Annotated in this window: 12 protein-coding genes and 1 tRNA gene; 7 read left to right on the top strand and 6 right to left on the bottom strand. The window is 65.4% G+C overall.

All coding sequences use genetic code 11. The features are described 5' to 3' along the window. Positions 1-130: 130 nt before the first annotated feature. Positions 131-1,630 carry an AAA family ATPase gene (locus AAGD32_17110; protein ID MEM8875967.1) on the bottom strand — a complete coding sequence of 500 codons (1,500 nt, stop codon included), beginning with the start codon at positions 1,628-1,630 and terminating at the stop codon, positions 131-133. A gap of 65 nt (positions 1,631-1,695) precedes the next feature. Between AAGD32_17110 and AAGD32_17105 the strand changes: the two genes are divergently transcribed. From AAGD32_17105 to AAGD32_17095, 3 genes are read left to right on the top strand one after another with little or no spacing between them, the layout of a single operon-like run. Then, positions 1,696-2,274, top strand: a complete 579-nt coding sequence (locus tag AAGD32_17105; protein ID MEM8875966.1) for a hypothetical protein — start codon at positions 1,696-1,698, stop codon at positions 2,272-2,274. A gap of 27 nt (positions 2,275-2,301) precedes the next feature. Further along, positions 2,302-3,051, top strand: coding sequence for a hypothetical protein (locus AAGD32_17100; protein MEM8875965.1), 750 nt, complete (start codon positions 2,302-2,304; stop codon positions 3,049-3,051). 52 nt (positions 3,052-3,103) lie between these two features. Beyond that, positions 3,104-3,991 carry a M48 family metalloprotease gene (locus AAGD32_17095; protein MEM8875964.1) on the top strand — a complete coding sequence of 296 codons (888 nt, stop codon included), beginning with the start codon at positions 3,104-3,106 and terminating at the stop codon, positions 3,989-3,991. Positions 3,992-4,002: 11 nt separating this feature from the next. Here the strand turns inward: AAGD32_17095 and AAGD32_17090 are convergent, their stop codons facing one another. The 4 genes from AAGD32_17090 to AAGD32_17075 all read right to left on the bottom strand — a co-directional run bounded on the left by AAGD32_17090 (position 4,003) and on the right by AAGD32_17075 (position 8,707). Then, positions 4,003-4,221: a hypothetical protein gene (locus AAGD32_17090; protein MEM8875963.1), complete on the bottom strand. Its 219-nt coding sequence runs from the start codon at positions 4,219-4,221 to the stop codon at positions 4,003-4,005. A 67-nt stretch (positions 4,222-4,288) separates the two neighbouring features. Beyond that, positions 4,289-5,254 (bottom strand): carbohydrate ABC transporter permease, encoded by a 966-nt coding sequence (locus AAGD32_17085; GenBank protein ID MEM8875962.1) that lies wholly within the window; start codon positions 5,252-5,254, stop codon positions 4,289-4,291. A gap of 4 nt (positions 5,255-5,258) precedes the next feature. Then, positions 5,259-6,941 carry a sugar ABC transporter permease gene (locus AAGD32_17080; GenBank protein ID MEM8875961.1) on the bottom strand — a complete coding sequence of 561 codons (1,683 nt, stop codon included), beginning with the start codon at positions 6,939-6,941 and terminating at the stop codon, positions 5,259-5,261. Then, positions 6,941-8,707, bottom strand: a complete 1,767-nt coding sequence (locus AAGD32_17075) for a hypothetical protein (protein MEM8875960.1) — start codon at positions 8,705-8,707, stop codon at positions 6,941-6,943. Before AAGD32_17075 ends, AAGD32_17080 begins: the two co-directional genes overlap by 1 nt. A gap of 117 nt (positions 8,708-8,824) precedes the next feature. Here AAGD32_17075 and AAGD32_17070 point away from each other — a divergent pair, with 117 nt between their 5' ends. After that, on the top strand, positions 8,825-10,549 hold the full coding sequence (locus AAGD32_17070; protein ID MEM8875959.1) for a GTPase domain-containing protein: 1,725 nt from the start codon (positions 8,825-8,827) through the stop codon (positions 10,547-10,549). 38 nt (positions 10,550-10,587) lie between these two features. Here the strand turns inward: AAGD32_17070 and AAGD32_17065 are convergent, their stop codons facing one another. Continuing rightward, positions 10,588-10,989, bottom strand: coding sequence for a hypothetical protein (locus AAGD32_17065; protein ID MEM8875958.1), 402 nt, complete (start codon positions 10,987-10,989; stop codon positions 10,588-10,590). Between the two features lie 72 nt (positions 10,990-11,061). Here AAGD32_17065 and AAGD32_17060 point away from each other — a divergent pair, with 72 nt between their 5' ends. From AAGD32_17060 to AAGD32_17050, 3 genes are all read left to right on the top strand, one after another. Beyond that, a complete protein-coding gene (locus tag AAGD32_17060; protein MEM8875957.1) occupies positions 11,062-12,720 on the top strand; it encodes a hypothetical protein in 1,659 nt (552 codons plus the stop codon). Positions 12,721-12,803: 83 nt separating this feature from the next. After that, positions 12,804-13,493, top strand: a complete 690-nt coding sequence (locus tag AAGD32_17055) for a hypothetical protein (protein ID MEM8875956.1) — start codon at positions 12,804-12,806, stop codon at positions 13,491-13,493. A 56-nt stretch (positions 13,494-13,549) separates the two neighbouring features. Beyond that, positions 13,550-13,623, top strand: a tRNA-Val gene (locus AAGD32_17050). Positions 13,624-13,711 lie beyond the last annotated feature (88 nt).

Genomic DNA, 13,711 nt, shown 5'->3' with positions numbered 1-13,711 from the left:
GGTCGTGGGCGATGTGCCCGTAACGCATGGGCGAGCTTTTTGGGTGTGTGTATCGGGCCCAGGCATGTTCAGTGACTTTAACTTGCCTCCCGACAGGGCTTGGTCACTTCAGTGACCAAGCGAATCCCCTTCACCCCGCATCGACGCAACGGCCCTTCGCCCACGCGCGCAACTGAGCCACCTTCTCCGCCATCGTCACGCTCAGCGGCGGGCTCTGCTCCAAGGCCGACACGACACGCTCGGTGTCCAGCTCGTCCCGATCCGCGAATGCCTGGTGCAGCGCGGCGATGATCGCCTGCTCGATCTCGGCACCGCTGTAACCGTCACTCACCGCAACCAGTCGATCCAAATCGAACGTCCGCACCTTGCGCTCTCGTTTGCGCAGATGAATCTCGAAGATCTTGCGCCGCGCGTCCGCCTCGGGCAGGTCCACGAAGAAGATCTCGTCGAACCGCCCTTTGCGCAGCAGCTCCGGCGGCAGCGCTTCGATGTCGTTGGCCGTCGCGATCAGGAAGACCGGCTCGCGGTGTTCCTGCATCCACGTCAGCAACGCCCCGAACATCCGCCGGCTCAAGCCGCCGTCGTTGCTGGTGCTCGCCGCACTGGCGAACGCCTTCTCGATCTCGTCGATCCACAGCACCACCGGCGACGCCATCTCTGCTTGCCGCAAGGCTTCACGCAGCCGCTTCTCACTCTCACCGATGAACCGGTCGTAGAGCGCGCCCACGTCCATGCGGAGAAGCGGGCGTTTCCATGCGGTGGCCACGGCCTTGGCCGCAAGCGACTTTCCCGCCCCCTGCACGCCGAGCAACAGCATTCCCCGCGGCGGATCGATGCCGAACTCCTGGGCCGATGTGCTAAGCGATCGCTCACGGACGGCGAGCCACTGCTTGAGATTATCCAAACCGCCGATCTGATCCATGTCCAACGGCGCTTCGACGAACTCCAACAGCCCGGTCCCCGCGAGCATTCGCCGTTTGGTTCGCAACACGCCCGTCACGTCGTCGGCGTCAAACCGCTTGTCCTCCGAGACCGTTTCAAGCACCGCCTGCGTCGCTTGCCGCCGGGTGAGCCCGCGAAGGTTGCGGACGAGCGCGGTCAGGTCGTCACGACTGATCTCGACGTTGATTCGGTCGCGACTGTGTACCTCGCGGAGCGTTGACCGCACGATCTGCTCGAGTTCATCTTCGCCGGGAAAGCTCAGCTCGAGGTGGGCCGCGATCGAACGAACGACCGGCGGCAGTTCGTCGGACGCGTCGATCAGGGCCAACGTGCAGCCCATGCCGTCGATGTGGTTGATCGCGTCGCGGAGCATCCGCAACGTCGTCGCGTCGGAGAGGTGCGGAGCAAGGTCCAACATGAGGTAAACGCAGTTGGCGCGGTACTGCTGTTGGTTGATCCACGCCAGCGCGCCGGCCGCCGGGGAGGTGTCGGCCACCACGGCCGACTCCTTGACCAATCCGTCGCGCAGGCCCGTGCCGGCCGACCAGATCATCACGTCCTTCCCTTGTTCGGTGGCGGCGGCGACGACGATCTTCACCGCGTGCTGCTCCTCGTAAGTCTGCAACGCCACGCACGGATGCCGGGCGGCGATGAGTTTCTCGAACTGCGCTTGGTCGGTCCGTGGCATGGTCGGCGGCGACTTTACCGGACGGCACTACAGCGGGCGATTCCAAAACGCCGATGCGTTCATACATGAGTGTGACCGTGGACGGCGAGGCGATGAACACGACCGAAATGTCGAACGTCGGCGACGTGATCGACCGCCTGACCGGTGAGAACCGCATGATCACGCAGCTGCTGATCGACGGTGTCGAACCGAATCTGGATGATCAAGCGGCCCTGCGGACCCGCCCGATCGACGGCGGCGAGATTTACATCGAGTCCGCATCCCCGGCGGTTGTCGCCAGCGAGGTCCTTGAAGCGGCCATCCTCCGCCTCGACGAGGCCGAACGCGAGGCCGCAACCGCAGCGGACCTCGTCCAGCAGACCGACGCCACGCCCGGCGTCGCCCGGCTCTCTCAAGCTTTCTCCCGCTGGTCCGAGGCCCAGCACGCGGTCGGGCAGGTGCTCGGCCTGCTCAACCTCGACCCCGCCGCGTTCCAGCTACCGGCCACCATGGACGAACTCGCCGCCCACCTGCGCGAGATGAAGCAGGCCGTCGAGCGGGAGGATTACGTCACGCTCGCCGACGTTCTGCAGTACGACCTTCCCGGCACGCTGGGCACCTGGCGGGGCAACGTCGAGGCGCTCCGCGGCGCGGTTGCCGCGTGAGCGACTTTCGGCCCGTAACCTTTTCGCATGGATCTCCAGGAACTGTGCGAGAGCGGGCAGCAGGCGTTGATGCGGACGGAGTACATTGAGGCCGAGGCGCTGCTCGTCGAAGCCGAAGCGATCGCGCTCAAGCACGAGGTCTGGGAAACCCTGGCACGCCTGTACATGCCGCTGCAGGAAGCACGGCGTCAGCGGCGCCAACTCTGCGGCGAGGGAATCATCGCGGTGGACCTGGTCGCGCGGGCCGAGGAACAAGTGTTCGACGCCGAAGTCGTGGCCGACGAGATTCAGCAGGGTCAGTTGCTGGTCGCCGGCTGGGGAACGATCGAGCCCAGCGTGCAACTGCGTGAGATCGCCCAACGCCGCAAACTGTACGTCGAGACGTTTCTCGCGGTATCGTACCCGGTCGGGGCCGAGATCGCGGTGGCGATCGTGCCCACGGCCGACGTGACGCTGCCGCCGGTGTATCCGAACGAGGATTCGACGTGGTCGCCGGACGCGTTGTTCGCCAAGCTCCCGCCGCACAGTGTACTGATGCACGCCGACGACCTGCCCAAAGGCCGGCGTGAGGGCAACACCGAGACGTTCGCCGCGACAATGGCGGTGTGGGAAAAGCTCCACGCCCCCTTCCTGGCCGCCGCCAAGGCCACGCCCGACCCGCGTCGCCGCATCGACGCCTACCGAAGCTGCATCGCCGTCGACTACGCCTGCGAGAAAGCTCACCAATGGCTGAGCGACACGGCCGCTGGGATGGAGCACGCGGGCAAGACCGAATGAAGCCGGCGTCGCATCGCGTTTCGCAAATGTCGCCGCGCGGTACCATGCCCGCATGACCTTCCGCTTCCCCACCGGTGGCCGGCGTCGCCCGCGCCGGCCGGGCTTTGGCTCGATGGCCAAGGGCCGGCTGCTCATCGCCGGCGCGATCGCGCTCTTCGCGATCGTCGGCTTTCTCATGAGCGGGGACGAAAACCCGATCACCGGAAAGACCCAACGCGTCGGCCTGACCGAAGAACAGGAAGTCGCGCTCGGGTACCAGTCGAAGCCGCAAATGATCAACCAGATGGGCGGGGCGCACGGGCCGCGCAGCCCCAAGGCGGAGTTCCTCGACACCGTCGGTCAGGTTCTGCTCGATCGCTCTGGCATCCAGTCGCGGCTCGATCAGGAAGGCATCCCGTGGCGTTTCACCTTCACGCTGCTCGAAGACGATCAAACCATCAACGCGTTCGCCCTGCCCGGCGGTCCGGTGTTCATGACCGAAGCGCTGTTCGACAAGCTGGACAACGAGGCGCAGATCGCCGGGGTGCTCGGCCACGAGATCGGCCACGTCATCGAGCGCCACGGTGCCCAACGCATGGCGAAGGAGAAGCTCGGGCAAGGTCTCACGCAGGCGGCGGTCGTCGGGACGGGCGACTACTCCGCCGCGCAGATCGGCCAAGTCGTCAACGGCGTGATCCAAAGCAGCTACAGCCGCGACCAAGAGCTCGAGTCCGACGCATGGGGCTTGGAGATGATGGTCGACGCGGGCTACGACCCACGCGAAATGATCGGCGTCATGCAAACGCTCCGGGAAGCCAGCGGCGATGGCCCGCGCGGGCCGCAGTTTATGCAGACCCACCCGTACCCCGAGGACCGCATCAAGGCGATCGAGGCGTGGGTCGCCCGGAGGTTTCCCGACGGCGTCCCAACGCACCTCGACAGCGGCACGCAGTTGCCGTGACTTTGGCGTGGTTACAGGTGCTTACCGCAGCGGCGGCAGTACTTCGCGAAACCGGGATGAGCGGTGGCGCAGTTGCCGCAGACGCGTCGGCCACGTTTTGGGGGCCCGGCCGACGGATCGGTTTCGGGTCCGCCGAAGACCTTCCGCAGAATCAAAACCGCCAGCAGAATCAGCACAGCGAACACCAGCGCCCGCGGCATGCCTGAGAAAATGTGAGTCAGCGTGTGCATCGTCGCCATGAGTATACGAAACGATGCACGAGGTTGCGGTTAGAGAAACCCGCGTTCTTCCGAACGCTCAACCCTTCACCGCACCCAGTTGAATGCCCTTGACGAGGTATTTCTGGGCCGCGACGAACAGGATGATCAGCGGCACCACGCTCAACGTCACGGCCGCCATCAACAGGTGCGTGCTGCTGCCGCGCGAGCTTTCGAAGAAGAGCAGACCGACTTGTAGCGGGTATTTTTCCTCGCTCTTGATCATGACCAGCGGCCAGAAGAACGAGTTGTAGTTGCCCATGAACGTGAAGATCGCCAGCGTGATGATCCCCGGCCGGCTCAGCGGCAGGATGATGTCGAAGAACAACCGCAGCTTGCCCGCGCCGTCGATCTCGGCCGCCTCATCGAGGCTCGCCGGGATGGTGAGCATGAACTGTCGCAGCAGGAACGTCCCGAACGCACTGAACGCGGCGGGGATGATCAGCCCGGGCAATGTGTCGACCAAACCCAACTCGATCATGATCTGGTAGTTGGGGATGCTCATGATGAGCCCGGGCAGCATCATGGTCGCGAGGTAGAGCAGAAAGACCTTGTCGCGTCCGGGCCATTTGAGCCGGGCGAAGCTGAACGCCGCGAACGCGCTGGTGATCACCTGCAGGAACGTCACCCACGCCGCGACGAAAAAGCTGTTGCGGAAGAACAGGTGCAACTTCACGCCCTGGCGGTTCGGGTCCGGGTTGTTGTGATCGAAGACATCCAGGTAGTTACGCCACTGCGGCACTTCCGGGATCCACGTCGTGTAGTCGACCTCCGCAACCGTCTTGAGCGACGTGAGCACCATCCACAGGAACGGCAGCGAAATGATCAGCGACAGGAACGCCAACAGCAGGTGCAGCCCGCTGGTGCGGAACAGGTCGCCGATGGGCTTGTCCATCTGCACCGGCGGCTCCTGATCGCGCAGGTCGGCCTGCTCGGTCAACGCCGCGTCGTCGATCAGCGTGCCCGGCTCGGTGGATTGTCCGACTCTTGGTCCGGTGAGGCTCATGGGCTTAGTCGTTGACGTAGCGGTTGCCGAAACGCCAGTTGAAGACGGTGACGGTGAACACGAGGAAGAACAGGAACCAGGCGATCGCCGAGGAGTAGGCGAGCTTGCCGGTCTCGAAACCTTCCTGGAAGATGTAATAGCTGACGGTGGTGGTCTGGCCGGCTGGTCCGCCGCCGGTCATGACGCGGGCCATCTCGAAGCCGCCCTGCAACCCGCCGATCACCGCCATCACGACGATGAAGAAGGTCGTGGGCGCAAGCTGCGGCCAAGTGACGTTCCAGAACTTGCCGAATCGCCCGGCCCCGTCGATCTCGCTGGCTTCGTAGAGCTCCTGCGGGACGTTGGTCAGCGCGGCGATGTAGAGCAGCATCGTGTTGCCACCGATCGCCGCCCACATGCCCATGAACATGATGCTCGGCTTGGCCCAGTGCACGTCGGCGAGCCACTTGGGCGGCTCCAGGCCCGCGGGCTCGGCGGCCCAGCTCGGCAACTGCAGTAACGTCGCCGTCAACCCGATGAGCACCAACTGCCCGACGAGCATCACCGCCGCGAACATGAACGCACTGCCCCCGCCCTCGACACTCTTGCACGCGATCTCCTGTCCGCCGGCCATGTAGATGATCGCGTGGACCAACGCCGCGAACACTGCGGCCATGTACAGCAGAACCGCCACCCGCGCGGCCATCGCGGTCCCCTCGGCCAACGGGTCGTACCAGGAAAAGATCAGCAACGCCGGCAGGAGCATGACGCCGAACGGAATGATCGCCGAACGCCAACCCAGGTCGCCCTCGACGTAATCCTTGCGTAGCTTGGCGAATCCGAAAAACGAGATCGCCGCCCCGAGTCCGAGCGTGACCCACATGAGCGTCAGCGGCAGCCAGGGCGCGGCGTTGATGAAGGCGGTCATCCGATCGAGGATCGGCCGAAGCGCCATCGTCAGCGGGCCGTACTCGGGATTGAACAGCTTCTTCCAAAGCAGGAACGTCGCGACACCGGCCACGAAGTGCGGGAGGTAAAAGATCGTGCGGTACACCGTCTGCCCGACGGTCGTCCCGAGCACGATGATCGTCGCCGCGGCGGCGCAGAACAGAAGAATCATCCCGTTCATCGGCGATCCGAGTCGCATGACCGTAAGCGTGCCGCCGACCATGAGCAGGACACCCGCGACCATCGCCCCGCCGATGAGCATGCGGCGTTTGTTCCGCGCGTTGCCACCTGACAGGTCCTTACTGAGCAACATCGCCGAGAGCAGCGACAGCCCGATCGCGAACGGCGTGGCCATCATGAAGAACAGCGTGTTTCCCAGGTACTTCCAGAAACTGTTGTTCCACGTCCATCCGTCGACGAGCCCGAAGACCATCCCCGGTTGCCCGGGCAGCGTCGGCTCGAAGAGCAGGTCGCGAAAGTTGTCGAGGCCGACGAACTTCAGCGGCGCCTCGCCGAACTGCTCGACCCGCATGTCGTTGTGCAGCCGCAGGTCCCAGTTGGTAAACGCGAGCCCCATCGCGAAGAGCAACGGCAACAGCGTGAACGCGAGGAAGCCGAGAATGTTGGGCGTGATGAACGCCAAGCCGGTCGCGAGGCGCTTGGTGTCGGACACGCGCGGGGACTGCGTGCCTTGCTCGATGGGGTCGCGCGGCTTGCCTCCGGCGTCGGTCAGCATCCCTTCCACTTGCTCGGTCGGCATCAGTGGGTCTCCGTTTCGACGGCGGGTGTTTCGATGGCGGACCCGGATTCGTCGAGCATACCGATCTCCCGGTAGTAGCGGGTGAAGAACGGGTTGCTGATCCACTCGGCCGGGATGGGCTTGCCGGCCGCTTTGAGCGCGTCGATCTTCTTCTGTGTCTCGAGCCCTTCGGCGTACTGGTCGCGGAGCGGATCGTCGGGCTCGAGTTTGGAAACGTTGGTGGCGATGAGTCGGTCGAGCCGAGCGGCGGAGAGATCGGCGGCCCGTTCGACAGTGCCGATGCCTTCGTAGAACTCGTCGCGCGGCCGACCCAACTCACGCTCCGCCTCGCGGTAGAGCACGTACGGGCTGTAGGTCTTGCCGATCGCGATGCCTTGCACATCATCGAGCCAAGCCTCGTGCAGCTTCCACTCGGTCTCGGAGTAGACGCCAAGGTCCGGATCCTCGGCCGGGCGCAGGAACGCTTCGGAATCGGTGTACGCCGGGTTGGGCGGAAGCCCGTCGGCGTCGGCGACGATGTTGGCGTTGTACTCCTCGCTGGCCAGGAACGCGAGGAACAGCGTGGCCAGTTCCTTGTGATCGCTGCCGGTGTACACGACCGCGGCCCGCGTTCCGAGCGCGGCGTTGGGCAGGAACCTGTAGGGATATTGCACCGTGTTCAGCACCAGCGGCCCGTCGGCAAGCGGGTCAGGGCGAAGGGCTTGGTCGAACACGACGCCGCTCGCTTCGAGCCGTTCGATCTCGTCGAACAGCGCGACGACGCCCTGAGCTTCCCAGATGTCCCGCAACCGTGGGTAGCCCGCGTCAGCAAGGCCATCGAGCTTGGTTTCCAGACGCCGGACGCGGAGCTTGTTGGTCTCGCGCATCTTGATCAGCTCCCATCGTCCGGAGTTGCTGATCAGGAAGTCGCCCCGCTCGAACGACGCCAGTGCCGCGCCGCCGTAACCGCCCTCGGTGTTCATCGCGGCGATCTCACTTGCGGTCGGCATGATGCGATCGACCCGCTGCCACTTGTAGGTCAACTCCAACGCCCGGACGTACCCGCGTTCGGTCGCCAACCCGTCAGGCGTGAGCGCGTAATCATCAATCCCCGCACCGGTGAGCGTTTCATTGAACAGGTCGATGCCGTAGCTGCGGTAGAGCACGTCGAGCGGGATGTCACGGGCGACGAACCGCCGGCGGGTCGGGTTGTCCGCGTTGGCTTTTTCGACGAACGCCTTGCCATACGCCTCAAACTTCTCGATGGTCCATGACTCGGGCGGCGCGGGAAAACCGACCTCGCGGAGCAGCCCTTCGTTGAAGATGTAGCGGGCGTTGGCGACGTTGCAGGGGAACGCGACCTGCTCGGTCTCACCATCGACGGTGACGGTGAGCTCGGTCGCGAGTGCTGGGTAAGTCTGGTCGAGACCAAAGCCGAGTTCCTTGGCCTGCTCGGTGAGATGCTCGACGATGCCCATCGAGTGGTAAAGCCGGACCTGGACGCCGTGGTAGGTGTCCTGCACATCCGCCCCGACACCGCTCACGCCTTGGATGATCTGCTTTTGCCCGTCGCGGTTGCCCATGTCCAACAGGAGCAAGACGTCTTTGTCCGGATGGTTTTTTGCCATCCAGTCGTGGAACAGATCCACCTGCTGGTTTCGAGCGGGGTTGCGGTCGGTGACCCAGTAGATGACCGGCTTGCTCGTCTCCTGCTCGGGAAGCGTCGCATAAATCCAGTAGCTGCACAGCGTCAGCACGCCGAAGATGACCAAAAAAATCCACTTCATCCGAAAACGCTCCTCGGCCGCACGACAAACCTCGCTTGCCCGCTCCAGATATAGCCCATGGCCGCGAACGCGTAAAGCGAAGCGGTCCCGGACGCGTGAACCGATACAGTGCAAACCGTGGCACGCTCTGGCTCATCCGACCCGGCCGACCAGGCCCGACACATCCGCGACGCGGCCAAGGCGGTGTTGCGGCTGCTCTTCACGATCCACAGCGACGCAGCGGCCCCGTCAGCAACCACGCCGACAGGCACGCTCGTCTCCAGACCACGCAAGCTCGCCCCGGCGCGGCAAGAAGCCATCGCCGCACTCACCGTGCAAGCCGCCGCCCTGCGGTTCCACGCCACACGCACCTCCGGCGACACCCCCGTCGTCGCCCTTGTCGGCGGTACCGGCACCGGCAAGTCCACGCTCATCAACCGGCTCGTCGGCACCCAGGTCAGTCAGTCGAGTTTCCGCCGCACCTTCACCGCCGGGCCGGTGCTCGCCTGCAGCAACCCGGACGCGATCCCCGACGGCTGGGGCGGGTTCGATCAGCCGCCGCTGATCGCCGAGCAGTTGCCGGTGCAGGGCGAGGGCGCGCGACTCACCGTCGCGGTCGTGCCACAGCTCGACGGGTTCACCCTTGACACCCCCGACCTCGACGGCGACCGCCCGGCCCACCACGCACTGGCCGACCGCTGCTTCCGCTGGGCCGACGCGGCGGTGCTGGTCGTCACGCCCGAGAAGTACCAGATGCCCGAGCTACAGCCGTACATCGAGCTGGCCCGGCGGTGGTCGCTGCCGACGGCGGTGCTGATGAACAAGGCCGACGACGCGGCGACCGTCGACGACTGGCGGCGGCAACTCGGCGACGATCTGTGGACCATCGTGGTGCCGCGCGACGACAGCACCTACCGCCCCGACGAGGACGGCGTCGGCAAGCTCCGCGAGTTCGCCCACACCGCCCGGCCCAACACCGACGGACTGCCGCGGCGCGCGTCGGACTTTGCCGGTCGGCTCGTGGACGGCGTCATCCGGCCGCTGCGTCACGACCGCCAGCACGCCCTCTCCGCCGCCGTCGCCGTCCGCAAACTCGCCGCGACCACGCCCGGCCTCGACGTGCATCCGGTCACCCGCCAACTCCAACGCCGGCTGCGCGAGAAGTCGGTGCTCTACCTCATGGGCCCGGGCAAGATCATCGACCGCGTCCGCAGCGTCCCCGGCGTGCTCGCACGACTGCCGCGGACGGCGATCGACTTCTTCCGCGGCGTCGATGCCAAGCCCGACGACGATGGACCGACCACCGGGCAGGTCCCCGACTTCCCCCGGCTGCTGCGCGAACAGTTCCTCACCTTGCAAGCACGCTTGTCGGACGTCCTCGCCGACGCGGAACTCCCCGGCTCAACGGCGAGCTGGAAGCGCGATCCCGACGACGCGGCCAACATCGCCGAGGAGGAAGTCGCCGCCCTGCGTCAGTGGCTCGAGGATCGCTGGAACGCCACGCCGCGCGACACCGCCGTGCTGCAGAAGCTGCTCAAGGTCATCCCCGGCGGTGAGAACCTGACCAAGCTCAGCGAAGCGGCCCCGTACCTGCTCACCGGCTACCTCGCCATGTCCGGCGCGCTCTTCGGCCACCTCGACCTGATCGCCCTCGGCGGCTACGGCGCCGCCACCGAACTGCTCGCCCGCCTCTCCGACGAAGTCGCCGCCCAGACCAAAAAGTCCAACAAGAAGATCGCCCAGCGCTACGAACAACTCGCTGACGGACAAATCGAAGACGCTGCCAAGTGGGCCGAACGCCAAGCCGTCGACGAGGGCACGCTGACGGAGTTGGAAAAACTCGCCGACCAACTCCACGGATAGCCCCGAGGCATGGTCACTTCAGTGACCATGCCACCCGCTCAATCCAAGAAAAAGTTCATCGCCCCCACCGGGTCCAACCACCACCCGACAATCGGCACCACCCACGCCACGAGCAGATACGTCGACACCGCGTAATCCCGCCCCGTCGAACGCCGATTCGCGCATGTCGCGAATAGATACGCCAACCCGATTACCAGCATGACACCCCAGATCACAAACGACATCACCGAGATGTTGTAAAGCACCGCGAGCGCGGTGTTTCCCTGGGAACCGTGATCCGGCGGTATCGGCTCGCGGCCGTTGTGCACCATCTCCGCAAAGTAAACAGCGTGGACCGACCACGTCGGCGACAACGCCACCAAGATCATGAATACCACAAGTGCGATCGGCGTGTGATGCACCCCCTTCCACCGCCGCTTCTCGTAGTCCAACACCCGCACGATCCCACCATATCCCGTTGGTCGCCGCTCAACGGCGTTGCCGTTACACTTCGCGGCCCGTTGCACTCCCCCATGTCCGCTCCGCTCGACCAACTCGCCGCAGACGTCGCTGCCTTCACGGGCAGTGAGTTGCCGCGTGTGCTCGATGGGGAGGCGGCGTTGTTGCCGGACGCTTCGGTGGGTGACGAGCCGCCGTACCTGGTGGGGTTCATCGGCGGCAAGGACGTGGGTAAGACGTCACTCGCCAACGCGATCGCCGGCCTCGAGCTCTCGCGGCCGATCGGCCACGGCGAAGGCACCAACCGGGTCATCGCGTGGTGTCATCGCGCCGCCGAGCCGACCGTTCGGCCGCTGCTCGAAACCGACGCCGCGAATGCCCACACGCTCTCCGTCCACGAGCACGACCCGCTGCTGCGGCAGGTCCTGGTCGACCTGCCCGACATCGACAGCAAGTACGCCGACCACGTCGAACTGACCAAGCGGATGCTGCGGCACATGCTGTTTCCGCTGTGGGTGCAGAGCGTCGAGAAGTACGCGGACCAGGCTCCACAGAAGCTGCTCGCCGCCGTCGCCGAGGGCAACGACCCGGCCAACTTCGTCTTCGTGCTCAACAAGGCCGACCAGCTCGTCGACCGCGAGGGCCTCGAAGCCGCGGGCGAACTCGCCGCCGACTACGCGCAGCGTCTGCAGCGTTTGCTCGATCTGCCCGAGCCGCCGGACGTGTTCCTCGTCAGCGCCCAGCGTCCCGACAGCTACGACCTGCCACGGCTGCGCGAGATGCTCGGAACGCAGAAGTCGGTCGCCGACGTGAAGCGTTCGCGCAGCCTCGCCGACCAACGCCGCGCGACGTCGGTGCTTGCGTGGGTGGACGAGCAGGACCTGCCGGCGATCGCAGCGAAGGCCGAGCGTGTCCGCGAGCACGCGGACGATCTGCTGGCCGAGGAAGTGGTCGGGCCGGTGACCGAGCGGGCGTTGCCGATGTGGCTGGACGACGCGGCGACGCGCGCGCGGATCGCAGAGCCGGCCGTGGCCCGGCGCGTGCGGCGGTGGCCGCTTGTCAATCTCATCGACGCCGGCGCAACGCCGCTGATCGCGCTGATCCGCCGCAACCTCTCCACCCACGGCGGCCACGTCCCCGACCTCGATGCCGACGGCCGCCCCCTCGCCGACAAGCTCCGCGCGAGCTTCGCCGTCCTCCATGAGGCCCACACCGAGATCGGCCCGCTCTACCGCTCGCAAAAACTCTGGGAGCACAACGCCGCCGACCTCGCCGTCGCCGACCTGCGGCGTCGCCTCTCGGCCACGACCGAGACCGTCCGCAACGACCTGCGCAACCAGAAGCCGGGCGGCAGCTTGCTCTGGCCCTTCCGCTGGTTGCTCACGCTCGGCGCCCTGCTGTGGTTTCCCATCCTCCAGCCGATCACCGAGGTGCTCCTGCGATCCACCGACCCGCTGAGCCTGACGCAGTGGAAGGAGATCGCCCTGCTCGCGGTGAGCGTGATCAGCAGCGAGCACCTGCTCCAGTCGGCCGGCTTCCTCGCGATCTACTTCGTGATCCTCTGGGGCACCCTGCGCCTGACCCACACCGCCGCCGTCATGCGTCGCCTGTCCAAAACCGACACCGGCCTGGCCCCCGCCATCATCCACTGGGCCCGCGACCTGCTGAGCCCGCTCGACCGACGTAGTGAACAAGCCCGAAGCTTGCTTGATCGGGCCGGGCAACTCCGTTAATGAAATCTTCATCCGTGAGACATGGCAAAGTCGTTACGTTCCTCGACGGAATGGAAACGAAATGCCTTCTTACCGTGGCCGTCTTGGCCGTTCCCACACTCGCACTCACCTCTAACGCCTCCGCCCAGTTCACCGAGACCGACGATGCACCCATCTCGCCTCTCGAAGCACTCCGCCCCGAGGGTACGGGGCCGCTCACCACCATCACTGGCGCGACCTTTCTCTTCCCGTTCGACCCGGTTGACAGCTACGTCATCAACATCACCGATCCGGACAATTTCCAGGCGACCACCGCCAGCGGCATCGACCCTGCGGCATCGGTCGACGGCTTCTTCGACACACGCTTGTTTCTCTTCACGCTCGATGGCACCCCTGTATTGGGCAACGACGACGTTGCGGGCGTGTTCCAGTCCGCCATCACCGCACCCGAGAACTTCCCCGGCACCGTGGCAAGCTCCGCGACGGGCGTGACGCTAACGCCCGGCGAGTATGTGCTGAGCATCGGCGGATTCTCTGATGACCCGATCGACACTGACGGCACACCGCTTTTCGGTGTCGACGGTTTCGGCTTCACCGCCGACAACGATGCGCTCTTCGGCGCGGACCCCAACGCCGGAGCCTTCGTCCAATATGAATCCGAGGCCGGAACCACCGGCTTCGAAGCCCAGAACTACACGATCGCCCTCACCGGCGTGAGCTTCCCGGTCATCCCCGAACCGGCCTCCCTCGGCCTGCTCGCCGCCAGCGGCCTGCTGCTATGCCGCCGCCGTTGAGCGCCCAGAATCCCCATTTGCCAATCGTCCGATCAGCCCTACTATTCTGACCCCACGGGCGATTGGCGCAGTTGGCTAGCGCGCTTGCATGACACGCAAGAGGTCACAGGTTCGAGCCCTGTATCGCCCATTTTGAAAACGACCGCGCGACCATGAATTCTTTCGCGTCGCATTGCGTTGCTCTGTTTCGTTGGCGAATTAGTCGGGCCGGTTCTTCC

It is taken from the genome of Planctomycetota bacterium (genome assembly GCA_039182125.1).
Taxonomy (GTDB): Bacteria; Planctomycetota; Phycisphaerae; order Tepidisphaerales; family Tepidisphaeraceae; genus JBCDCH01.
This window is presented reverse-complemented; position numbering and strand designations above follow the sequence as displayed.